This window comes from Rhodanobacter sp. MP1X3, assembly GCF_014207165.1.
In the GTDB taxonomy this organism is placed as follows: Bacteria; Pseudomonadota; Gammaproteobacteria; order Xanthomonadales; family Rhodanobacteraceae; genus Rhodanobacter.
In genome coordinates, this window is sequence record NZ_JACHCO010000004.1 from 247,834 (window position 1) to 271,232 (window position 23,399).

The window sequence follows — 23,399 nt, forward strand, 5'->3', positions numbered from 1 at the left end:
TTGAGGTCGTTCCAGCTTGCCTGGCGAATGTGTCAAGAAATGAGATCAAGAGATCGTTAGGACCAAAAAACCTCAATCGGGTCGCCTTACCAGCGCTTTGTCACGTCGCGAATCACACGCTTTTTCATGCGAGCTAGACAGGCGGGCTAGCGTCACGACAAACCCCCATGCGGCCATGCAAGTAATTGCGGCAATAGCGGCGGCAAACATATACCTGCAGCCATACAAAAGCTTCTCCAAAACCCTTTGACAGCCTATCCTCGCGGGCTTGGCATCCGTTGTTACTATGTATCGAACTGACAACGTGTCGAGCATCAGCTCGACCGTGGCTTCGATGCCTGACGGTTGGCGCGTATCACCTAGCTGTGAGGCCTATGGGCATTCCGAAGAAATTGAAGAATAGTGGTTCGGACAGGAACAAAATGGCGAGCTGGCCGCTTGCCCATTCGATGTCATTCGCTGCGACGCTGGCTTGTCTGCTGATTGCCGGTTGCGCGGTGGGTCCCGACTTCAAGAAGCCGGCGACTCCCAAGGTCACCAGCTACACCGATCATCCGCTTTCAACCACGGTCAGCAGTCAGAACATCACCGGAGGCGAAGCACAGCGTTTCGCCAACGGGGCCAACATTCCCGGCGACTGGTGGACGTTGTTTCATTCCACCCCGCTGAACGCACTGATCGAGCAGTCACTCAAAAGCAACGCCGATCTCAAGGCGGCACAAGCTGCCCTGCTGGTGGCCAGTGAAACGACCAAGGCTGGACACGGTGCGTTTTACCCCAGCGTCTCGGGAAGCTTTTCAGCCTCGCGCGAAAAGGACCCACCGGGTTCACTCGCTCCCGTACCCAGCAACAACGCCTATCGGTACGACTTGTTCACTCCACAGCTCAGCATTTCGTATGCACCCGATATTTTCGGTCTGAATCGTCGAACGGTGGAATCCCTGCAGGCGCAGGAACAGGCTGTCCGTTTCCAGACCATCGCGACGCAGATCACGCTCAGCACCAACGTGGTGGCCGCCGTGGTGCAGGAGGCATCGCTGCAAGCGCAGGTGGATGCGACCCATCAGCTGGTCGACATCAACACGCACATGCTGAAGATCCTGCAATACCAGTTGACCAAGGGATATGTCGGTCGGCTCGATGTCGCCGCACAGGAATCGCAGCTGGCGCAGGTCACCGCCACGCTACCGCCGCTGATCAAGCAACTGGCCCAGCAGCATGATCTGCTGGCTGTCCTGGTCGGCCGCTTTCCGAATGAGATACCGGGCGGAAGTTTTGATCTGGCGAGCCTGCAATTGCCACAGGATTTGCCGCTGAGCCTGCCTTCCCAACTGGTGGCTCAGCGTCCCGACGTGCTGCAGGCCGAGGCCAACATGCATGCCGCCAGCGCCCAGATCGGCGTGGCCACTGCCAACCGGCTGCCGAATATCGCGCTGACCGCGAATGTCGGCAGCACGGCACTGGCGATGGGCCAGGTGTTCAAGTCCGGCACTGGCTTCTGGAATATTGGCGCGGCGATCACCGCACCGATTTTTCAGGGTGGCACCCTGCTGCACCAGGAGCGTGCTGCGAAGGCGGCCTATGTCGAAGCAGCCGAACAATATCGCAGCACCGTGCTGGGCGCGTTCCAGAATGTTGCCGATACCCTGACCGCGCTTGAGCAGGACGCCGAGGGGCTGAAGGCGGCAGCTCACGCTGCCGATGCCGCCAAGATCACCCTGGATCTGTCGCAGCGGCAATGGAAGGCCGGCTACGCCAACTATCTTTCGTTGTTGAGCGCGGAACAGGGCTATCAACAGGCCCGGATCAACCTGGTGCAGGCGCAGGCCAACCGTTTTACCGATACGGCTGCGCTGTTTCAGGCGCTGGGCGGCGGCTGGTGGAACCGCGCGGATTTGGCCAATGCGGATTCGATGCAGAACGATTCAATGCAGGACAAAAATGAAAAATAATTTGTTGCACGCAATACCGGGGACTTCGCCTGCGCAACGTCCCGGTGAACTACCGCACCGGGTTGCCGTTGCCACCATGATGATCGCAATGCTTGTGTCGCTCACCGCGTGTTCGTCCAAAACGGACGATGACACGAACGCGCAGCCCGCATCCGTCACCGCACACAACGTGACGATGACCTCAGACCAGCGCCAGCACATCAAGCTCTACACCGTGGCACCGTCGACGTTTCACAAGACGGTCGAGACCACCGGTGCCGTCGATTTCGACAACGATCAGGCCACCAGCGTGATCGCGCCCTTCTCCGGTCCGGTAACCCGGCTGCTGGTTTCTCCCGGCGATCGCGTCAAGAAAGGCCAGCCGCTGGCCATGGTCGACTCACCCGACTTTGCCGCCGCCGTCAGCGCCTATGCCAAGGCACTCGCGACGGCAAAAACCGACCGCCGTCTTGCTGACGCCGACAAGGACCTGGGCCAGCATGAAGGCGTCGCCCAACGCGAAAACGAGCAGGCGCAAACCGATGCCGTCAACGCCGAAGCTGATCGCGATGCCGCCCTCCAGGCTCTGATTGCACTGGATATCGATCCAGACGCGATCAAGGGTATCCAGCAGGGCCGCACGGTTTCGCATATCGAGGGCATCATCCGTTCCCCGATTGCCGGCACCGTGGCGGAAAAGCTGATCACGCCAGGCCTGCTGCTGCAGGCTGGTACCACGCCGTGTTTCACCGTGGCCAATCTCTCACGGGTCTGGGTCATGGCGCAGGTCTCCGGATCTGACCTCGATTCGATCAGCGTCGGTGACCCGGCGGAGGTGGTAACAGGCATCGGCAGTAAAAACTTTCCAGGCACCGTGGACAACATCGCCGCGCTGGTGAATCCCGACACCCGTTCGGTGATCGCGCGCGTCGTGGTCGACGACCCGGGCGACTTTCTGAAGAAACAGATGTACGTCACCGTGCGGATTCATTCGCGTCAGTCACACAGCGGATTGCTCGTGCCGGTATCGGCGATTTTGCGCGACGACGAGAACCTGCCCTTCGTCTATGTCGCACAGCAGGACGGCAGCTTCGCGCGGCGATCGGTGACCCTGGGTGACCGGACCGGCGATCAGTTCAACATTCCTGACGGTCTGCATGCAGGTGACCAGGTCGTGGTCGACGGCGGCATCTTCGTCCAGTTCATGCAAAACCAATGAGCGACCAACTACCTCCTGACGAGACGCCGTCGCGCACGGCGTCGATCATGAACCGGCTGGTCGGCTCCTCGCTGGCCCAGCCGCTGCTGATCATTCTGATGACGCTGCTGCTGACCGGCGCCGGCGCGAGATCGCTGCAGCGCCTGCCGGTGGATGCATATCCCGACCTCTCGCCGCCCATTGTCGAGATCATCACACAGTGGCCAGGGCACGCTGCCGAAGAAGTGGAGCGACTGATCACCGTGCCGGTCGAGCTCGCGATGAACGGCATCCCGAAGGTCGCCAACGCACGCTCGATTTCGCTGTACGGATTGTCGGACGTCATCATCACGTTCAACAACGGCACTGACGATAATTTTGCCCGGCAGGAAGTGTTCAACCGGCTGGGCGATCCCAGCCTGCCAAGCGGAGTCACGCCTTCGGTATCGCCGCTGTCCGCCCCGTCGGGACTGATTTATCGCTACGTGCTGCAAAGCCCCGACCGCTCGCCGATGGAGCTGAAAACGCTCGAAGCGTGGACGGTCGAACCGCAGTACCGATCGGTTCCCGGCGTCGCCGATGACTCGGGCTTCGGCGGCGGCACCATGCAATATCAGGTACTGCTCGATCAGGCCAAGATCGCTTCGGTCGGCCTGTCCGCCGTGCAGATCGAAGCGGCGCTGGCATCCAACAACGACAACGCCGGCGGTGGCTTCTATTCGCAGGGTGGCCAGTTCTATTACGTGCGCGGCCTGGGCCGTATGGACACGCTGGAGGACATCAGCAATGTGGTGTTGGCGGTGCATGACGGCACGCCGATACTGTTGAAGGACGTGGGCCGCGTGGCGATCGGCATTGCGCCGCGACTGGGTGAGTTTGGCTACGAGAAACAGGACGACGCCGTCGAAGGCGTGATCCTGCTGCGCACCGGCGAGAAAACCCAGGACGTACTCAAGCGCGTCGAAGCCAAAACGCACGAACTCAACAACGGCGTGCTGCCCAAGGACGTCAAGGTCGTGCCCTACTACGACCGCAGCGACCTGATCGCGCTGACCACCAAGATCGTCGAAGACAACCTGCTGCGCGGCATGCTGCTGGTCATCGTGGTGCTGATCTTTTTCCTCTACGATTTCCGTGCGGGCTTGATCGTTGCCGTCACGATTCCACTGGCCTTGTTGTTTGCCTTCATCTGCCTGGACGTCCAGGGTGCATCGGCCAACCTGCTGTCGATCGGTGCCATCGACTTTGGCATCCTGGTCGATGGTGCGGTGGTGATGGTGGAAAACATCTTCCGTCAGATCGCCGAGCGCAAAGGCACGCCACTCAGCGTCAGGGCAATCATCCGCGATGCAGCCGCAGAGGTGGATCGCCCGCTGTTCTACGCCGTTGCGGTGATCATGGTCAGCTTCCTGCCGATCTACGTGCTGTCAGGGCCGTCAGGCACGCTGTTCAAGCCGATGGCGGATACGATGATCTTCGCCCTGGTCGGTTCGCTGATCGTCACCCTGACCCTGCTGCCGGTGCTGTGCGCGTGGTTCATGCGCAAAGGCGTGCGCGAGCGGCGTAACGTGGTGTTCGAGGCGATCAAGTCGGTTTACGTCAAAGGCCTCGATCTGTGTCTCGCCTATCCGTGGGCGACCACGCTGGCCTCCACCGTCATCCTGCTGGGCTCGCTGCTGCTGATCCCGCGCATCGGTGCCGAGTTCATGCCGCAGCTGGACGAAGGCGCGCTGTGGGTGCGCGCCACCATGCCGTACACCATCTCGTTCGACGAATCAGCCAGGATTACACCGAAGATACGCGACATCCTGCGAACCTTCCCCGAGGTCACCACGGTTGCTTCGGAGTTGGGCCGGCCTGATGACGGCACCGATTCGACCGGCTTCTTCAACGTCGAGTTTTACGTCGGCCTCAAGCCGTACTCACAGTGGAGCGGCAGCTACCGCACCAAACCTGAATTGATTGCCGCGATCAACCACAAGCTCGAGGCGTTCCCCGGCATCAACTTCAATTACACCCAGCCGGCCGAGGATGCGGTGGACGAAGCCGAGACCGGACTGAAGAGCGCACTCGCGGTGAAAGTCTTTGGTGCCGATCTCAACATCCTGCAGCAGAAAGGCAAGGCGATCAAGCAGGTACTGGAAAAAGTCCGTGGCATCCGCGACGTGACCCTGGTGCAGGAGCTGGGACAACCCAGCCTCACCATCAAGATCAACCGCGCCGCGATCGCCCGTTACGGCTTGAATGTATCCGACATCAACGGCCTGATCACCACTGCGATCGGCGGCGACGTGGCCACCCAGGTCGTGCAGCAGGAAAAGCAGTTCGATCTCGTTGTGCGCCTTGAACAGAAGTATCGCGACAACCCCGAAGAGATCGGCAATATCCTGGTCGCCACACCGGGCGGCCAGCAGATTCCGCTGAAGGAATTCGCCGACATCAAGGTCACCAATGGCGCATCTTTTATCTACCGTCAGGACAACTCACGCTACATCGGCGTGCAGTTCTCGGTGGAAGGTCGCGATCTGGCCGGCGCTGTGGAGGATGCCATCGGGCAGGTCAACAAGACCATTACCCTGCCGCAGGGCTATCGCCTTGACTGGGGTGGCGAATACTCGGAATACACTGCGTCGCGTGCCCAGCTCAACATCATCCTGCCGCTAACCCTGGGCTTGATCTTCCTGCTGCTGTTCACCCTCTACAGCAATTTCAAATTCCCCTTCATCACCGTGGCCGGTGTGCTGCTGTCGGCGCCGGTCGGCGGCATCGTGGCTCTTTGGCTCACCGGCACACCATTCTCCGTGTCATCCGGCATCGGCTTCCTCGCCCTGTTCGGAGTCTCCGTGCAAACGGCCGTCGTTTATATCTCCTACGTCAATGAACTCAGACGCGGCGGTGTCGACGTCACCGAGGCCATCCGCCAGGGCGCCATCCTGCGCTTGCGCCCGATCATGATGACCGCGCTGGTGGCGGCACTGGGACTGTTGCCCGCGGCGCTTGCCACCGGTGTCGGTACGGATACGCAACGGCCGTTTGCCTTGGTGATTGTCAGCGGTTTGTTCACGCGACTGTTGATCAGCATCTTTTTGATGCCGGCGTTGTATGCGCTCGTGGCACGGAAGGATGATCGGCTGGAAGTTTGAGGTGTTTTCTTCAGCTATATGTTCGAAGTCATGTGATTCGCCAGGCTTTAACGAAGCTTCTTGTAAGGGCTGTCATGGTTCTCTAGCGTGGACGAATAAATCGCCACGCTAGGGCGTGTCATCACTTACCAAGTGGCTCGCGTTGTTTCGTTGTGGCTGTCAGGTGGCGGGGCGGGGCGCAGCGCCTGACTGGCGGTCAGGCCAAGCCGCGCACTGCCGCATGGCGGCCACAGCGAAACAACCCTTCGGGCCGGGTCTGTTTGCCCACAGGCCGGCGTCATCGCTCAGGCGTGTACGGACGTACACTTCTTCGCTCTTCCTTGGCCTGCACGCAAACAGCTCCCGGCGCGGGCCCCTTGGTAAGTGATGACACGCCCTAGATACCGGATGCGAGCAGCCACGTTATGGATCACGCCACTCAGGCCGTAAATCTCCGAATAGACGCACTGCGCAATACCTGGGCAGGGCCTTTCAGCATGTCGATTGATCGGGGAACATGCCTGACGGTCACTGGGGCATCGGGATCGGGGAAAAGCGTTTTTCTGCGCATGGTGGCGGACATGGATGCCGCCGAGGGCAAGGTCTTGCTTGGCGATGAGGATCGCACGACCATGCCTGCGCCGCAGTGGCGTCGAAAGGTGACGCTGGTGCCTGCGCAGGCGGGATGGTGGGCGCCAACGGTGGCTGAGCATTTTGAAGAAAAGAACAAAACCACCGCGACAGAGCTAGCTCGTCAGTTGCGATTGCCCGAAGACATTTTCAGCCGGCAGGTTCTGCGGCTATCGACCGGCGAACGGCAGCGGCTTGCTCTCATCCGGGCCTTGGTAGCAAAGCCCGCGGTACTACTCCTTGACGAGCCCACCAGTTCGCTGGATCAGGAAAGCGTGGCCGCCGTGGAATCGCTTCTCGCCAGCGAGCTGGAACGTGGCCTCGTGCTGATCCTGGTAACACATGATCCTGCCCAAGCCGAGCGGCTGGGAAACCAGACCATGCATATCAAGGATGGCAAGGTACTGCCCGCATGAAAACCATCCTGCTACATCCGACGGATTTGTCGATTGCCGCATCACTGGTCATCGTCGACATTGCACTATCGATCTTTCTTCGTCTGGGTTTACACAAGCAGATCGCGATAGCGGCCACTCGCATGGTCGTGCAGCTCGTCATGATCGGTTACGTGCTGAAATTTGTCTTTGCCCTCAACAACCCGGCAGCAACCGGTCTCATCGTGATGATCATGGTTCTGGTCGCCGCGCGCGAAGTGGCAGCGCGGCCGGATCGGTCACTCGTCCACGGACAGAACTATCTGATTGGTCTGGTGAGCGTGGCGGGGGCCACAACGCTGGCCAGCGTTTTTGCATTGATTACAGCCATACGGCCCGACCCGTGGTTCGACCCGCATTACACCATTCCGCTCGTCGGCATCATTCTGGGCAGCGTGTTGAACGCCGGAAGCATTGCACTGGATGGCGTGCTTAGCGGCGTGGAAGCAGCGCAGCCAGGCATCGAAGCACGCCTGATGCTCGGCCACCCCTACTGGTCCGCCATGGCTACCCTGATACGTGGCTCGATTCGCCGGGGCATGGTGCCGATCATCAACCAGATGTCGGCCGCCGGCGTCATCACCCTACCCGGCATCATGACCGGCCAGATCCTGGCGGGGCTCGATCCGATTGAAGCCGTCAAATACCAGATCCTGCTGATGTTTCTATTGTCAGGTGCCAGCGGCCTGGTCGCCGTGGCGGTCGCATATTCCGCCGCATGGCGTCTGACCGACGGGCGCCAGCGCCTGCGGCTGGATCAGCTTCGCTGAAGCAACTGGCCACTGATGGCGTCGTGGAGAATCGCGTGCCATCGCCGGCTGATCGCTCTGCTCGCTTTGTGATGCAGGTCAACACTCATTCGCCTATGCGTGTACGTGGCTAAGGCGGCCACGTACACGCAACCCTGCGGCGAAGTAGCCAGATCTATCCACATAATCTGGCAACGTAATCTCTTAGGCTGCCGCATCCTTCAGTTTTTTCAGCGGACGCACTTTGACCTTGACCGATGCCGGCTTGGCGGCAAACCACTGTTCTTCCTTGGTAAAAGGGTTAATACCTTTACGCTTGGCCTTCGCGGGAACCTGGATAGCCGAAATCTTCAGCAGGCCAGGTAACGTGAATGAGCCAACACCCTTCTTATGGACGGAGCCTGCAACCGCACCCTCGAGTGCAGCCAATACCGCGCGCACATCCTTCGCAATCACACCGCTCGCTTCAACGATATGCGCGACGAGCGTCGTTTTGTTCAAAGCATCCTTGATGGGCTTGTGAGCGACGGATGCCGACTTGCCTTTGACGGCTGCTTTTGCGGGTGCGGCCTTTTTAGCTGTTGCCATGTCATTTCCTTTAGGTTCGGCGTTTCGATGAGCCACCTTTTTTGCGGCTAACGCAATGTAGGACAACTTTGATCGATTTCCAAACTGATATTGCTCGCCGCAGAATTTTTCAGGCTCGCACTGGCAAGGTATGCACTTGCCTCTGGTGTATGGCACAGGTGCCTGGGATATCCACCTTGTCTATCCGCTTAGCAAAATATCGGGCCCGGGCACGCCATCAATAAGTACAGAAGACCGGTCAATGTGACCGGCCTTCCGATAAATTACGGCACAACAACATGAGCCATATAAATGATATTTTTCAATGATTTATGCGCATGGCGCCGAAGAAGACCGTAGCTCTATTCAACAGACATCAGCGCGTTAGCTTGTTCTCAGGCAAGGCCACTGATCCATTGGCCGCCGCCGCAGTCTAGAGCCGACGAAACCACACTCGGCACGCCATCACGTGATTTTCTTCGCTTCTATGGATGCTCAACGTGCGGCTGATCGAACGTCCGGCATGATCTCTCTAGCCAAGCCGGAACTCTTTCCCCAGATCCCGGAACCTGGCCCTGCAGCATCCGCTTGGCGGGACTGAGCTGATGAAAAAGCTCGCCGCAACTCGGCTGTACCGCGTGGTATCACCAATATATCGTGGTGAGCCACAATATTTCTGACTCTGAAACGTCTTCAGACGTATGTTCCCACCGACGCCACGAACCCAATGACAGACAAAGACAGCGCTATTGCTGCAACTGTCATGCGTGAACGCCTGAGGCTCGGCAATTTTATCCGGGGTCGCGTACGCGATCAGGCAGAAACGGAAGATATCTTGCAAGACGTCTTTTACGAGTTCGTCGAAGCGTACCGTCTTCCTGAGCCGATCGAGCATGTCAGCGCGTGGCTGTTTCGCGTAGCGCGCAATCGCATTGTCGACCATTTTCGGAAAAAGAAGGTACTGGCGATCAGCGAAACGAGCGAGCTCGACGACGACAGCGAGCTGCGACTGGACCTCGCCCTTCCCTCGCCCGAAGCGGGCCCTGAAGCGGAATATGCGAGATCCACTCTGCTGAAGGCTTTGCAGAAGGCTCTCGATGAGCTGCCTGAGAACCAGAGGGAAGTTTTTGTTGCGCACGAATTTGAAGGAAACAGCTTCAAGGAAATCTCGGCTCGAACCGGCGTAACTCTCAATACGTTGCTCGCACGCAAGCGCTATGCGGTGCTGCATCTGCGGGCACGTTTGCAAACCGTATACGACGAACTTGAAATTTAGAAGGAGACAGACATGACGTTTAAATTCAGATTCCTGGGCAAGGCGGTACTCATCTTGGCGGCTATAGCTGTGCTTGGCTGGTTGGTCATGCTGCTATGGAACGCCGTTATTCCGGCTGTGTTTGCAGATAGTCGCCCGGTCGACTATCTGCATGCATTAGGGCTGCTGATCCTCAGCCGCATTCTGTTTGGCGGCTTCCATGGACGCGGTGGACGGCGCGGACAACGCTGGGAAAAATGGCAAGCCATGACGACGGAAGAGAGGGAGCAGTTTCGTCAAAACATGCGGCACGGCCGAAGCCGGGACAACCGGGAATGAGCGCGAAAGAGACGGCGACCTGCAGGCAGGAACCGGGCGTATTTGCTCCGATCGTCAACCTGAAGAAATGCGAGGGAAAGGCAGATTGCGTTCGGGTGTGCCCCGAGAATGTTTTTGAAATTCGACGGATCGACGACGAAGACTATCGAAGCCTCGGTACGCTGCACAAATTCAAACTTCGCGTGCACGGCATGAACGTCGCGTACGCGCTGAACGCCGATGCCTGCAGAGCCTGTGGCCTATGCGTCAGCGCGTGTCCCGAAGATGCCATTACCCTGACCCGGCTTCGAACAAACACATGAACATTGCAGCCACATCCTCGCCACTGAAATTCTCCCGCTATCAGAAATTTGTCGTCGGGATACTGGCGTTCCTGCAGTTTGCCGTCATCCTCGATTTCATGCTGATGTCCCCACTGGGCGCGGTGATCATGCCTGCGCTCGCCATCGGCCCCAAACAGTTCGGGTTGGTCGTGTCGGCGTACGCATTCAGTGCTGGCTTGTCAGGCTTGTTGACGGCTGGCTTTGCCGACCGGTTCGACCGCAAGAAGATCCTGCTTTTCTTCTATATCGGCTTCATCGCGGGCACGCTCTGGTGCGGGCTCGCCCAAACCTTCCATGCGCTGCTGCTGGCGCGAATCGTGACGGGCTTGTTCGGTGGCGTCATCGGTTCGGTCGTACTCGCCATTGCCACCGACCTATTTCCGCTGCAATTACGCGGTCGCGTGATGGGTTTGATCCAGACCGCTTTCGCCGCTAGTCAGGTGCTGGGTATTCCGATCGGCCTGTATTTATCCAATCGATGGAATTGGCACGTGCCGTTCCTGGCGATGGCTGCGCTTGGCGTACTCGGTGGCCTAATCGTGAGCTGGCGCATGCAACCCGTAGCAGAACACCTGGGCTTGCCCCAGGAGCACAGCCCATGGATGCATCTGCTTCATACGGTGAACCAGCCGCGCTACCTGGCCGCCTTCGCGACGACGGCGCTTGTGACGACTGGCGGATTCATGTTGATGCCATTTGGCAGCGCCTATGTTGTAAATAATCTGGGTATCAACCTGCATAGCCTTCCAATGGTCTATCTGGTCACCGGCTTGTGCACCATCTTCTTCGGCCCCCTGATCGGAAAAGCCGCCGATGCGTTTGGCAAGTTCCGGGTGTTCACGCTCGGCACAGCGTTGTCGATCGTCATGGTGCTGGTTTATACGCACCTCAAAGTGATCTCTTTGCCCATGCTCATCGTGATCAATGCCGTCATGTTCGTCGGGATCTTTTCACGCATGATTCCGTTTCAGGCGCTTATGTCCGCGATGCCAGCGAATACACAACGCGGCTCATTCAATGCCATCGGTGCTTCTGTGCAGCAACTATCGGGGGGACTGGCCTCCGTTGTCGCAGGTCACATCGTCACGCTCGGCGCCGATGGCAAGCTCCAACATTTCGACACGATCGGCTACGTCGTCATCGGCACGTCGCTGGCTGCGTTCGTATTGCTTTGGCAACTTCAGCGCGGCCTAGGAAATCGGCTATCGCCGCAAAGGGCTACCGGCTTGATCGCCGAACCGCCCGCCGACAAATCAGGATCTTGAAATGTCCAACGTTATTTTTTTGAGTGTGCCTTCGCATGGCCACGTGAATCCGACGATAGGGTTGGTCCGTGAAAACGTGGATCGAAACATATAGAGAGACCACACTTGCCGAAACGCATCCATCAAACCGCGCTCTAGTACTCGCTATGTACTGGGATGACCCCGTCACTGATCTAAGGCCCGTTCTAACTTGGCATCGCAGGAATATTTCCCATGCGACCTATGGCCCCACCGCAGTCAAGCCATATTTGGTGGCACGCGCCTCGATTTCCGGATTAAGCGCGCGGGCAGCGACCAGATCGGCATTGCCCGCGTCGATCTGGCCACTGCGAATTTTTGCCAGGCCTAGACCATAGCGCGACCACGCAGATTGCGGGCTTTGCGCGACGGCCTGCTCGTAGGCCTTGATCGATTCGGGATAATGTCCCAGCCGTAGCTGCACCATGCCGAGACTGTCGAGGTAAGCCGGCTTTTCACCATCGCGCTTGATCGCCTTGTGGCAATCGCTCAAAGCATCATCGAGCATCTGATTGGTCAGGCCACGCGCCCAGCAGCGCTCGTTGAGTGCTGAGCCGAGCATGGCGTCATCGATATGCAAGCGAATCCAATCGTCGAGCATAGGCAGCGCCGCAGCGGGTTGATCGAGTTGGACGTATAGGCGGGCAATCGAGCGCGCCTGTGCTGATCCCGCAGGCGCCAAGGCGCCTGCGGCCGTCACATCGACTGTCGCACCCGTACGGTTCTTGTGCACGAAGCGCAGTTCGGCGCGCATCAGCAATGCATCGACGTTCTTCGGATCCAGGCTCAAGGACTTGTCCAGGTCGGCGAGCGCCGCATCGGACTGTTTGTCCGCCGCACGAGCCCGCGCACGGGCAACATAGTAAGCAGCTTGATCGGGCGCCATGCGGATCGCCTCGTCCAGATCGGCTATCGCAGCCTTCGGTTCGCCGCGCGACAAGTGCGCTTCGCCACGCAGAGCGTAATCAGGCGCAGTCTTGGGCTCCGCGCTGTTGGTGTCCGCAGCAGTGTCGGCGTCGGGTTTATCGCTGTCGCTTGGCGCTTTGGCCAGGGTAAACACGCGCCCGCCGTTGTAGGTGAAATAGGCTTTCCTCTGGCTGTTGGCGATGAACATGTGATGGGCGAGGAGAAAATCCACACCGAGCAGCATGTCGGTTTCGCCGTCGCCCATGCTTCCGTCAATGACCTGCATCTGGCTGTGCTGGATGGTTTCCGTGCCGACCGAAAACGAATCAATGCGTACAGTCCATGTCTTGACCGACCTGGTGCCAATACCGATGCTGCTACTGCCAGCACTGACATCTGGCGCATCAAGGTCGATACCCACCCGCTCGGCGGCGCGACGGCTGAGCACAGTGGCATACGCCCCCGAATCGAGCAGCGCCCGCACCTGCTTGCCGTTTATCGTCACGTTGAGAAAAGTTTGCCGGTTGTCCTGGTTGCGCGCCGACACGATATCGGCGACGTTGTAATTACCATCCTTGGACCAATAGGCCAGCGAGTGCTTATCGCAGTGCTCCACATTGAACAGAGTCAATTTGCCATGTGCCAGATCGATTTCCAGATCGACCAAATCGAGCAAGTTGGCGCCGAGCAATCCATGGCCCGTATCGGTGCCTCCAACGATGAAACCAATATTGTGTAGCGTCGTACCGAGGATGCCAAAGTCCTTGACCTGAGTGAACTGGACACCCGCAGAGCCCCCAATACCGCTGATGCGAAAACCAAATGGCGCAGGTCGCAGCTTGAGTCCCAGCGACAACGCGTTCGCACGTGACATGGTGTTGAAGAAAGCGCCAGTATCGAGGGTGAAGCGGGTATCGTTCCCATTGATCTTGACCATGGTCGTGGCTTGGCCGCCGACCATTTCCACCGGCAACGTGCCGTAATCCTTCAACTGGCAGCTGTCAGCCCAAGCCTGGCTTGCGAGCAAGGCACTGATGCCCAGGCAGCCCAAACGCAATATCCTTATCACTATCGCCCCCTTGTATGTCATGGCCGCAGAATGCAGGCCTGGCAGTCGAGCGCCGGTTTGCATCGGCACTCCAAGCATGATGGCGAAAACTCTGAAGACGCTCAAGGAATGATTTGGCGGTGGCGGGTGGGCGTCGCTGGCTCTCACCTTTCTTTTCCGATTCAAAATTTATTGATAGGAATTTTTCTAGGTAGGTTTTTCTCACGCTTTGACGTCTTTAAAGAGGACGCCAAAGAAGTCGACATCTACCGAAGGAAAAAGGCGTCAACGAAGTTCCACAAAGCCGTATACACGTCTGTTTCGAATTCAATAAATCAGGGCATACCCAAGAGACAGTCAATACAAAGATGTAGGGCATACAAAGATTACTTCTTTTCAATGCGCTGTCTATTGGAAAAAACCAAAAAATCCCGTTAGAGGAGAAGCTGTTTTCGGAAAGCGGGATAACCTACCTATCGGAGAGATAAAATGCACTCGGAAAGAATAATGTTCCATATGCGTCGCATGATTCTTGCTACAGCGATCCTTGGTTTATTGGGTGCTGTCGGTGTCTCGTCTTCTGTCGTGGCGCAGGAAACGAATGATGTGGCGGCTCAAGCGCAAAAAGAAGCCTTGGATACTTGGCACAAGTCTCTTAAACAGACTCCGCCGCCTACAGAAGGGTGTTTTCACACCACGTATCCGAGCATAATTTGGGAGAAGGAGGCCTGCGTTCCGGTAGCGGCGCATCGAGTGGTATTACCGCCGCGGTTCGCTAAACCGGCTAAACACATCCAGGCTGAGAGCGCCCCGGTAGCGGCGGATACTGTCGGTGATGGCGATGACTATAACGCTACAACTTCTAGCCTGACGAACTCAGCAACAGGAAGCTTTCCCAGCGTGAAGGGCGTCACGGCGAAGGGTAATTACACGCTGCAGCTTAATACCACTATCGGGTCCTCGTCCGCTTGCAACGCGACGTACGGCTACTCCAGTTGTTCGACTTGGGAGCAATTCATCTACGGAACGACGGGCGAGGACGTATCCGGTACTCCGCCACAAGCTTATATCCAGAATTGGATATTTCTTTCCGATGATGATTACTCTTCCATTGGATGTCCGAACGGATGGGGTAGTTATGACCCACAAGATGCCTGCTACGAAGATAGCGCTGCTGTAAATACAGCCAACGTTGCATTGGCAAATCTTGGTAACGTAAAGCTCTCAGGGTCTGCTTCGACGAAGGGCAACGACACAGTGATCTTTACCTACGGTACCACCGCCAAGTCGGTGAGCCAGAGTGGCCGCACAGTCAGCATCGGGTCCATTTGGAAACAATCGGAGTTCAATGTCGTTGGTAACGGTGGTGGCTCAGGCCTTTCATTCAATAAGGGATCATCGCTCACGGTGAACATTCAAGTGGCTGACGGCACGACGACTGCACCAAAGTGCGCTGGCCCGGCCAATGGAGGCACCACTGGAGAAACCAACAATCTGACGCTGGGTAAATGTACCGCCAAGGCTGGAACGGCTGCCAAGGGCACCACGGCAGCGACGAATCCCTCCATTCAATTTACCGAATCGAACTGAGAACGCGCGATTACTGATAGTTGAAGTAGACCGAGCACGGGCGCTGAGGGAAATTCTTCCTCGGCGCTTTTAAGGCCTGCCCTTCTTGCGGATTCCAGCGAAGTCGGTAGCCGATACCAGTTGTACCTGATCGACTGCTGGTATTGACCGGCCAACAAATATAAGGGGTCAGAGTGGGCTACCCCGACACCTTCCCGCGAACATCGCAGTAATTCTGAGTCGGGTTTTCTCGCCAACCGTTGCGGGGGCAGTGCCGGCTTGGGATGAATTCATCCGCACCGTCTTCCCGTTTCACCCTGCGCACTGGAATGGCGGTGGCAGGACACCTATAGGCCAGGCAGTCTAGCGCGGTGCATCTTCGACTATGTTGCGTAGCGCAAACCACGACCGCCGCTGGATTGATACAGTCGGTGGCTATGCATCCTAAAGGTGTTGAAGCAGAGATTCCGCACCCTCTTCAGCATGCCACTGATCGAACCATACGACGTCGCGAAGTGGCATGCGCGGAAGCCAGCCGGCCGTTTCCAACTCTGGCTTTTTGAGGAAATGAGTGACGTAACCGATGCAGAGGTAAGCAATGGGAACAATGGAATTCGGAATACCCAATGCTTCGCGCAAGTTTTGCGGATCCACGATGCTGACCCAGCCCAGGCCGATGTTTTCTGCCCGCGTCGCCAACCACAAGTTTTGTACCGCGCAGACCGCACTATAAAGATCCATCTCCGGCTGGTGCGTGCGACCAAGAACGACGGGGCCGGAGCGAGTTCTGTCGCAAGTCACGCAGATGCCCACCGGCGCATCCAGAATGCCCGCCAACTTGAGTGACTGATACGTCTGTCGGCGTTCGTCGCTGAACATTGAGGCCGCTTCCGCGTTCGCGATCTGAAAAGCATCGTGGACACGGCGTTTTACACTGGCATCCCGCACGACGATGAAATCCCAGGGCTGCATGAAACCCACCGATGGGGCGTGGTGAGCGGCGCGCAGAATGCGGGCCAGCACGTCCTCGGGAACGGAGTCGGGGAGAAACTGAGAGCGAACGTCGCGCCGATTGAAGATGCACTTGTATACGGCATCTCGCTCCACATCCGAAAAAGTAGCATCGGCCTCATTGCCAACATTGACTGTGCTCATCCTCAACCACCTCGGACCTAAATCGTTGAGCGCATGGTATCGGGTAGCATGAGCACATGCTGATCTCGGACTTGAAACATGGCCCATCCGAAACGGTGGTTGCCGAGTTGCGCGACTATCCGGAGTGGCATCGGTACCGGCAACGATATGGCGTTTGGATCATTCCCGTGAACGATTCGGTGTTACTGGAATACATCGAAACCGCACGACGGCGGCTTGCTGACCTGCTGCATCCATCCCAGCAGCGCCAACCGCATCTGACCCTGTTCGTCTGCGGTTTCGAGCAACAATTGCGCGTTGCGCATGATGACTTCTCACCCACGCAACTGCACGATCAAATCGAGTCACTGCAGGGCTTGCGTAGCGCCGCATGTTCGCTTCCACTGGGCGCGCCCGACAGCTTCGCCAGTGCCGTCTTCATTCCCGTGATGGATCCATCCGGGCAACTGACCCGGTGGCGCTGCGCCTTGGAAGTAGCGGCGAAAGAAGTTCGGCAGGCCACGTACGCGCCGCATGTCACCTTGGGGCTATATAAACGCAAAGCCACGGCGGAGGAAGTTCGCCAGCGACTGTGTGAGATCGATGCGCCGTCGACGTCGCTGCGAATAAACCAGCTTGAGTACGCAACCTATGACGCCCGCCTTCACTTCGGGCCGCTGGAAACTCGGCACGTCGTCAGGTTGGAATCCGCTTAGACCAGCACGATCAGCACCACCACTTCGGCGAGCTCGGTCAATGCTCCCAGCGTGTCGCCCGTCATGCCTCCCAGGCGATGCATGCATGCAAACCGCCAGCATGCAAACACGACCGACGCGGCGAGCAAAGCACGCGCGCCATGCCATCCACTACACGCAGCGACTGCGACCGCTGCCAATACGCCGACTATGCAGGGCAGCCGGGGCGAGTGTGTCAGCGCGCTGCCAAGGCCTTGGCTACGAACGTAGGGCATCGAAAGAAAGGCCGCTGTGATGGCTGTACGCGCCAGCATCGGCGCCAGCCAGATCGCTGTGTCGGCGAGCGGCAAGCTCGCCAGTGCAGCAAACTTGAGCAGCAACACAAGCACCACGGCAGTCACGCCCATAGGGCCGCTACGTGGATCCTTCATGATCGCCAACGTACGCTCACGATCACCGAGACCACCGACCCAGGCATCGGCGCTGTCGGCCAGACCGTCCAGATGCAAGGCACCGGTCAATCCGGTCCATACGAGCAAGAGCAGTGCGGCCAGGAGTAGTGGCGGCAAGCTGCTGCCGATCCACGCCAAACCCCAAAGCACGCCCCCTATCAGCAATCCCACCGTGGGATACCAGGCCAGCGAGGCGTTCGTTGCCCCGGCATCTTTGAATACCCACGCGGGCACCGGCACCCGGGTGAGAAAACCAAGCGCGGCAAGCAACGAACGCATCAGGCCGGTACTCGCCAACCCAATGGGTGCAGGGAAGCGTGCGGTACATCAATGCTGGCCATATCGCCAAAATCGCGTCCCTCGGACTCGCAACGCAGCAGACGGATGGCACCGCCGTGGGTTACCACCAGCACGCGATGCGCGGTGGCTTCCACGGCGATATCGCTCAATGCAGCACACAGGCGATCCCGAAATGCCGCAAACGACTCGGCACCTGGCGGCGGGTTTGTCACTGGGTCGGCCCAGAACTGTCCCAGTGCAACACCCTGCTCCTGTGCCAGCCTTTCGATGCTTACGCCCTGCCAATGGCCGAAGTGATATTCGGCAAGTCGACTGTCGACGCGCAGCGGTATGCCCTGCTCCGTGGCCAGTTCCCGCGCAAAATCAGTGCAGCGGCATAGCGACGAAGTGACGATGGAATCCCAACGACGATCCGCCGTCGCCGCACGCAGTTGCGACCAACCCAAGGTACTGAGTGGATCGTCGAGCTGGCCCCGGTAGCTGGTCTGGCCAGTGTCGCCGTGACGGAGCAGATCGATACTTCCGCTCATGCGTTGCTCACTCCGGCCTGGGCAAACGTCGCCATGCCCGCATGCAGGTCGCAGGCCAGACGCAGCAAAGGCACTGCCGTCGCCGCACCACTGGCCTCGCCCAGGCGCAAGCCAAGATCCAGCAGAGGATCAGCATCCAGTGCTGCAAGCACGCGCGTGTGTCCCTGTTCGCGCGAGCGATGACCGAAAAACATCCAGGCGCGGCAAGCGGGATTGATGCGCACTGCAGCCAGTGCGGCAACGGTGGTGATGAAACCGTCGACGAGCACCGCCACGCCACACTGTGCCGCCGCTACATAGGCGCCCGTCAGCGCAGCGATCTCGAAGCCGCCCACGCGCCCTAGCCACGCCAGCGCATCCGCATCATTAGGATACCGGGCCAACGCGCGGGCGATCACCTCGGCCTTGTGCTCGATACCTTTGGCATCCAACCCTGTGCCTGCACCGGCCAGGGTGGCCGGCGACTCGCCCAGCAAGGCGCAGGCCAGCGCCGCTGCCGATGTGGTGTTGGCAATGCCCATTTCCCCGCCGATAAACAACTGCGCGCCCGCTGTATGAGCCTGCGCAACGCTGTCAGCACCGGTGCGCAACGCGGCATCAAGCTGGGCTGGCGTCATCGCCGCCTGCTCGCAGAAATTGTGCGTCTGCGACGCGATGATCGCCCGACGTACCCCAGGCAGTTCGCCGGGATCGTTCACCGTGCCCAGATTCACCACTTCAAGCTGGGCGCCGAGGGCCCGTGCAAGCACGCTGATCGCGGCGCCGCCATGGGCGAAGTTGCGCACCATCTCACCCGTCACCACTTGCGGGAAAGCCGATACGCCTTCCGCCGCAACGCCATGATCGCCGGCGAAGACACTGATCCATACCTGCTGCACCGATGGCCGGGCACTGCGTTGCAACCCGGCCAGACGAATAGCCTGCTTTTCCAGCGCACCGAGTGAACCTGGTGGCTTGGTCAGTTGTGCCTGGTGGGCACGGGCGGCATTTTCGCTGTCCGCGTCGCTGACGGCACACGGCTGAAACAACCAATCATGACTCATGCAAGATTTCCTTTGAGAGGCAGCGGCAACCCCGCTGCCACAAACAACACACGTTCGCAGCGGGCCGCCATAGCCTGATGCAGGCGCCCCGCTTCATCAACGAAGCGGCGCGTCAACTCACCCATCGGTACCACGCCGAGGCCTACTTCATTGCTGACAAAAAGTAACTCGCCGGGGAGTACAGACAACACCTCGAGGAAGGCTTCGCATTCGCGCCCAAGGCGCTTGTCGTCGGCATCACCAAGCAGGTTACTGAGCCACAGGGTGAGGCAATCGACCAGCACGCAACGATCAGGGTGGGCGTATGCACGCAAGGTATCGGCCAGCGCCAGAGGCTCTTCCACACTTTGCCAGTGCGCCGGGCGACGATCACGATGATGGGCGATACGGACAGCCATCTCTGCATCGTGCGCCTGCGCGGTCGCGATATAGACCACCTCTTGTCCGGATTCACGCGCCAGCCGCTCGGCCAGCGCACTCTTGCCCGAACGGGCACCTCCGAGTATCAGTGTGCGCACGATGGTTCTCCCATGCCGATCAGCCTGAGCAGCGCAGCATTATCCAAATGATTCTCCACGGCATCGGCCAGCCGGTCGATACTCTCTTCGCGTAAGGCATGCATGTCCACTGCTGCAGCATCGCGCACACCGGCCCACGCCAGCAGCGCGGTCAATGCCTGCGGCTGATCGAACAAGCCATGCAGATAACTGCCGAGAATTTGGCCGTCTGCAGACAGCGCACCATCGTTGCGACCGTCATCGAGCAAGCTCGATGGACAGGCCAGCGCATCGCCATGACTGATACCGCAGTGGATTTCATAGCCACTGACCAGGGCATCCGTCCATGAAAGTCGGCCATGCGTACGACGCAGCTGCTTTTGCGGTTCCAGCACGGTCTCCATGTCGAACCAGCCCAAACCTTCACTTGAGCCGGGTTCGCCTTCGAGGCCGTGCGGATCGTGCACGACTCGCCCAAGCATCTGAAAACCACCGCAGACCCCTATCACTTTGCCACCATAACGCAGATGCCTGGCGATGGCCTGCGGCCAGCCCTGCCCGCGCAGCCATGCCAGATCGGCGCGGGTGGACTTGGAACCCGGTAGCACGATCAAATCGCAAGCCGTCGGCAACTCACCCGGGCCGACCAAAGTCAGCTCGACATCGGGATGTGCGCGCAGGGCATCCAGATCGGTGTGATTGCTGATACGTGGCAACGCCGGCACTATCACGCGCAATCGCGCCTGCGGCTTGTGCTCGCGCTGACGCGGCAAGGCATCCTCTGCTTCCAGTTGCAAACCATGCAGGTAAGGCAGCACGCCCAGCACCGGCTTGCCGGTTTCGCGTTCCAGCCAGTCCAGGCCCGGCTGCAGCAACGCCATGTCGCCGCGAAAACGGTTGATGACGAAGCCTACTACCCGTTTGCGCTCGCTCTCGGACAACAAGGCCAGTGTGCCAACCATGTGCGCGAACACACCGCCACGGTCGATATCGGCGATCAACACCACGGGGCAATCCACGGCTTCGGCATAACCCATGTTGGCAATGTCATGCTCGCGCAGGTTGATTTCGGCGGGGCTGCCGGCGCCCTCGACAATCACCGCATCGTATTGCGCGACCAGCCGTGCATGCGAAGCCAACACGGCATCCATCGCCACGCGCTTGTAGTCGTGATAGTGGCGTGCGTCCATGTTGCCGATGGCATGCCCGTGCACGATCACCTGCGCACCGATATCGCTATTGGGCTTGAGCAGCACCGGATTGAAATCCGTATGGGGATCGACGCCCGCCGCTTGCGCCTGCACCGCCTGCGCGCGACCAATTTCTCCACCATCCACGGTGACGGCCGAATTGAGTGCCATGTTCTGTGGCTTGAACGGCGCCACGCGTACGCCGCGTCGACGCAACCAGCGACACAGCCCGGTGACCAACGCGCTCTTGCCGGCGTCGGAGGTACACCCTTGCACCATCAAGACGCCGCTCATCGTGCGCACTGCGCCAAAGCGGCATCCAACCGCTCAAAGGCAGCGTTGTTTTCCGGCAAGCCGAAACGGAGGCTTTGAGGCCGATCGAAAAGGCGCGTGAGGATGCCTTGCGCAGCGAGTGCGCGGTGCACATCGTTAGCCCGCTCACTCCGCCACCATTGGAAGAACGCGCAACCGGCAGTGGGAGCGATGTCGTGTTTCGTCAGCAACTGCGCAAGACATGCACTGCACGCCTGCAGGCGCGTACGTGCCTGTGCATGCCACGCGAGATCGGCCAATGCGTGACGCAAGACATAGCGAGCCGGGCCACTCACGGTCCACGGGCCGAGCCGCTCACGCGCCGCATCAAGCAAAGTGGCGTTCGCACAAATGAAACCGGCGCGTGCGCCCGCCATGCCGAAAAATTTTCCCACCGAGCGCAACACGATCAGCCCCTCGTTGGCGGTATGCGGACACAGGCTGTCGTTGGGCGTGGCGTCCATGAAGGCCTCGTCGACAATCAGCCAGCCACCGCGAGCTGCCAAGCGTGCATGGCAGGCCAACAATGTGGCCAGATCAAAACGATCGCCACCGGGATTGTTCGGATGGATCAGCACCACCACGTCGACATCATCGACCCGCGCAAACAACTCTTCTGCCGCAAGCTCGATCACCTGATGACCAGCGCGCCGCCACGCATGCGCATGCTCGTTGTAACCGGGTGCAATAACGCCGACCCGCGACGCGGACCGCAGCAGAGGTAATGTCTGGATGGCCGCCTGCGAACCGGCGACGGGCAGAAGCTGTGGCGCGCCGTAGTAAGCCTGCGCCACCTCGACTAGACCGTCCTCATCATCGGGCAGTCGTGCCCACGCAGCGGCTGGTATGGGTGGCACGGGCCACGCAAAGGGACTGATGCCCGTAGACAAATCGAGCCAGTCCGCTGGCGCGATGCCATAGGTGCGCGCAGCACGCAACAAACGTCCGCCGTGTTCAAGCATAGGCCAGGCCACCGTATAGAAACGCCACCACCAACCACAGCACCACGCTACGGCGCACCAACGCCAGTGAGCGCGCGATGACGTTGGCGTCTGGCGGGTCGCCTTCGCCAAGATCCGGGCGCGCTTCCCACACTCCGTCGTAAGGCGCGGCACCTCCCAACTGGACCCCCAGCGCACCTGCGCCGGCCGCCATTACCGGCCCGGCATTAGGGCTGTCCCACAGCTTTGCCTGCTTGCACCAGCAGCGCCATGCGCGGCGTGTCTGGCCAAGCAGCGTGTAACTCAATGCCGTGAGTCGCGCAGGAACATAATTAAGCACGTCATCGATGCGCGCCGCGGCCCAGCCGAAGTTCTCGTAGCGTGTCGTGCGATAGCCCCACATGGCATCGAGTGTATTCGCCAGCCGGTACAGCAACGCCCCCGGGGCTCCCAGCACGGCGAACCAGAACAATGCGCCGAAGACGGCATCGTTGCCGTTCTCCAGCACCGACTCGGTGGCGGCCGCAGCCACTTGGTGTTCGTCTAGCACCTGTGTGTCGCGGCTGACCATGCGCGCGACCGCTTGGCGGGCACGCGCCATGTCACCGTCACGCAAAGCCGATGCCACGGGCATCGCATGATCACCAAGGCTGCGCAGCCCGATGACGGCATAGAGCACCAGCACATTAAAAAGAGATGCCACCCATGCCGACAGCCGGCCCAGCCAAGCCTCGGCGCCCCAGGCCAATAGCACCAGCGGCATGACCGTCAACAACCAAGCGCAGACACCCGAACCACGACGATCAGCGTATAACCGCGCTTCGAGCCAGCGCGCCAGACGCCCGAATCCCACTAGTGGGTGCGCACGCGATGGTTCGCCCAGCCAGGCATCGATCAACACCGCTGCCAGCATCGCCCATGCCGTCGTCATGGCATGAACAGCGTTGCGGC

The 23,399-nt window shown here is 59.4% G+C and carries 21 protein-coding genes and 1 riboswitch; of the genes, 11 read left to right on the top strand and 10 right to left on the bottom strand.

Annotated features, from left to right (window positions below; translation table 11 throughout):
• Positions 1–422 precede the first annotated feature (422 nt).
• From HDE79_RS12640 to fetB, 5 genes are all read left to right on the top strand, one after another.
• Positions 423–1,952, top strand: coding sequence for an efflux transporter outer membrane subunit (locus HDE79_RS12640; RefSeq protein WP_184602335.1), 1,530 nt, complete (start codon positions 423–425; stop codon positions 1,950–1,952).
• Positions 1,942–3,150 carry an efflux RND transporter periplasmic adaptor subunit gene (locus HDE79_RS12645; protein ID WP_255488400.1) on the top strand — a complete coding sequence of 403 codons (1,209 nt, stop codon included), beginning with the start codon at positions 1,942–1,944 and terminating at the stop codon, positions 3,148–3,150. The genes HDE79_RS12640 and HDE79_RS12645 overlap by 11 nt, the downstream gene beginning before the upstream one ends.
• On the top strand, positions 3,147–6,272 hold the full coding sequence (locus HDE79_RS12650; protein ID WP_255488401.1) for a CusA/CzcA family heavy metal efflux RND transporter: 3,126 nt from the start codon (positions 3,147–3,149) through the stop codon (positions 6,270–6,272). The genes HDE79_RS12645 and HDE79_RS12650 overlap by 4 nt, the downstream gene beginning before the upstream one ends.
• Before the next feature lie 476 nt (positions 6,273–6,748).
• A complete protein-coding gene (locus tag HDE79_RS12655; RefSeq protein WP_221440145.1) occupies positions 6,749–7,297 on the top strand; it encodes an ATP-binding cassette domain-containing protein in 549 nt (182 codons plus the stop codon).
• On the top strand, positions 7,294–8,085 hold the full coding sequence (gene fetB / locus HDE79_RS12660; protein WP_184602337.1) for an iron export ABC transporter permease subunit FetB: 792 nt from the start codon (positions 7,294–7,296) through the stop codon (positions 8,083–8,085). Before HDE79_RS12655 ends, fetB begins: the two co-directional genes overlap by 4 nt.
• 183 nt (positions 8,086–8,268) lie before the next feature.
• Here fetB and HDE79_RS12665 read toward each other — a convergent pair whose 3' ends face one another.
• Positions 8,269–8,652 carry an HU family DNA-binding protein gene (locus HDE79_RS12665; RefSeq protein ID WP_184602338.1) on the bottom strand — a complete coding sequence of 128 codons (384 nt, stop codon included), beginning with the start codon at positions 8,650–8,652 and terminating at the stop codon, positions 8,269–8,271.
• 706 nt (positions 8,653–9,358) lie between these two features.
• Between HDE79_RS12665 and HDE79_RS12670 the strand changes: the two genes are divergently transcribed.
• Genes HDE79_RS12670 through HDE79_RS12685 form a run of 4 tightly spaced genes read left to right on the top strand, consistent with a single transcriptional unit; the run spans position 9,359 to position 11,813 of the window.
• On the top strand, positions 9,359–9,907 hold the full coding sequence (locus HDE79_RS12670) for a sigma-70 family RNA polymerase sigma factor (RefSeq protein WP_184602339.1): 549 nt from the start codon (positions 9,359–9,361) through the stop codon (positions 9,905–9,907).
• Between the two features lie 12 nt (positions 9,908–9,919).
• On the top strand, positions 9,920–10,225 hold the full coding sequence (locus tag HDE79_RS12675) for a hypothetical protein (protein ID WP_184602340.1): 306 nt from the start codon (positions 9,920–9,922) through the stop codon (positions 10,223–10,225).
• On the top strand, positions 10,222–10,527 hold the full coding sequence (locus HDE79_RS12680) for a 4Fe-4S dicluster domain-containing protein (RefSeq protein ID WP_184602341.1): 306 nt from the start codon (positions 10,222–10,224) through the stop codon (positions 10,525–10,527). The genes HDE79_RS12675 and HDE79_RS12680 overlap by 4 nt, the downstream gene beginning before the upstream one ends.
• Positions 10,467–11,813: an MFS transporter gene (locus tag HDE79_RS12685; protein ID WP_221440146.1), complete on the top strand. Its 1,347-nt coding sequence runs from the start codon at positions 10,467–10,469 to the stop codon at positions 11,811–11,813. Before HDE79_RS12680 ends, HDE79_RS12685 begins: the two co-directional genes overlap by 61 nt.
• A gap of 220 nt (positions 11,814–12,033) precedes the next feature.
• Here the strand turns inward: HDE79_RS12685 and HDE79_RS12690 are convergent, their stop codons facing one another.
• On the bottom strand, positions 12,034–13,869 hold the full coding sequence (locus HDE79_RS12690; protein WP_255488402.1) for an aspartyl protease family protein: 1,836 nt from the start codon (positions 13,867–13,869) through the stop codon (positions 12,034–12,036).
• A 423-nt stretch (positions 13,870–14,292) separates the two neighbouring features.
• On the opposite strand from HDE79_RS12690, the gene HDE79_RS12695 reads away from it, so the two are divergent.
• Complete coding sequence (locus tag HDE79_RS12695; protein WP_184602342.1) at positions 14,293–15,375, top strand: hypothetical protein; 1,083 nt, start codon at positions 14,293–14,295, stop codon at positions 15,373–15,375.
• A 144-nt stretch (positions 15,376–15,519) separates the two neighbouring features.
• A riboswitch (cobalamin riboswitch) is annotated at positions 15,520–15,721 on the bottom strand.
• 77 nt (positions 15,722–15,798) lie between these two features.
• Here HDE79_RS12695 and bluB read toward each other — a convergent pair.
• Positions 15,799–16,509, bottom strand: a complete 711-nt coding sequence (gene bluB, locus HDE79_RS12700) for a 5,6-dimethylbenzimidazole synthase (protein ID WP_184602343.1) — start codon at positions 16,507–16,509, stop codon at positions 15,799–15,801.
• Positions 16,510–16,565: 56 nt separating this feature from the next.
• Between bluB and HDE79_RS12705 the strand changes: the two genes are divergently transcribed.
• Positions 16,566–17,204, top strand: a complete 639-nt coding sequence (locus HDE79_RS12705; protein ID WP_184602344.1) for a 2'-5' RNA ligase family protein — start codon at positions 16,566–16,568, stop codon at positions 17,202–17,204.
• Here the strand turns inward: HDE79_RS12705 and HDE79_RS12710 are convergent.
• Genes HDE79_RS12710 through cbiB form a run of 7 tightly spaced genes read right to left on the bottom strand, consistent with a single transcriptional unit; the run spans position 17,201 to position 23,379 of the window.
• Positions 17,201–17,917, bottom strand: a complete 717-nt coding sequence (locus HDE79_RS12710; RefSeq protein WP_184602550.1) for an adenosylcobinamide-GDP ribazoletransferase — start codon at positions 17,915–17,917, stop codon at positions 17,201–17,203. The genes HDE79_RS12705 and HDE79_RS12710 overlap by 4 nt on opposite strands.
• Positions 17,914–18,465: a histidine phosphatase family protein gene (locus HDE79_RS12715; RefSeq protein WP_184602345.1), complete on the bottom strand. Its 552-nt coding sequence runs from the start codon at positions 18,463–18,465 to the stop codon at positions 17,914–17,916. The genes HDE79_RS12710 and HDE79_RS12715 overlap by 4 nt, the downstream gene beginning before the upstream one ends.
• Positions 18,462–19,508 (bottom strand): nicotinate-nucleotide--dimethylbenzimidazole phosphoribosyltransferase, encoded by a 1,047-nt coding sequence (gene cobT, locus HDE79_RS12720; RefSeq protein ID WP_184602346.1) that lies wholly within the window; start codon positions 19,506–19,508, stop codon positions 18,462–18,464. Before cobT ends, HDE79_RS12715 begins: the two co-directional genes overlap by 4 nt.
• Positions 19,505–20,026 (bottom strand): bifunctional adenosylcobinamide kinase/adenosylcobinamide-phosphate guanylyltransferase, encoded by a 522-nt coding sequence (gene cobU / locus HDE79_RS12725; RefSeq protein ID WP_184602347.1) that lies wholly within the window; start codon positions 20,024–20,026, stop codon positions 19,505–19,507. Before cobU ends, cobT begins: the two co-directional genes overlap by 4 nt.
• On the bottom strand, positions 20,014–21,489 hold the full coding sequence (locus HDE79_RS12730) for a cobyric acid synthase (protein WP_184602348.1): 1,476 nt from the start codon (positions 21,487–21,489) through the stop codon (positions 20,014–20,016). Before HDE79_RS12730 ends, cobU begins: the two co-directional genes overlap by 13 nt.
• Positions 21,486–22,469 (bottom strand): threonine-phosphate decarboxylase CobD, encoded by a 984-nt coding sequence (gene cobD, locus HDE79_RS12735; protein WP_184602349.1) that lies wholly within the window; start codon positions 22,467–22,469, stop codon positions 21,486–21,488. The genes HDE79_RS12730 and cobD overlap by 4 nt, the downstream gene beginning before the upstream one ends.
• Positions 22,462–23,379 (bottom strand): adenosylcobinamide-phosphate synthase CbiB, encoded by a 918-nt coding sequence (gene cbiB / locus HDE79_RS12740; RefSeq protein ID WP_184602350.1) that lies wholly within the window; start codon positions 23,377–23,379, stop codon positions 22,462–22,464. The genes cobD and cbiB overlap by 8 nt, the downstream gene beginning before the upstream one ends.
• Positions 23,380–23,399: the final 20 nt, after the last annotated feature.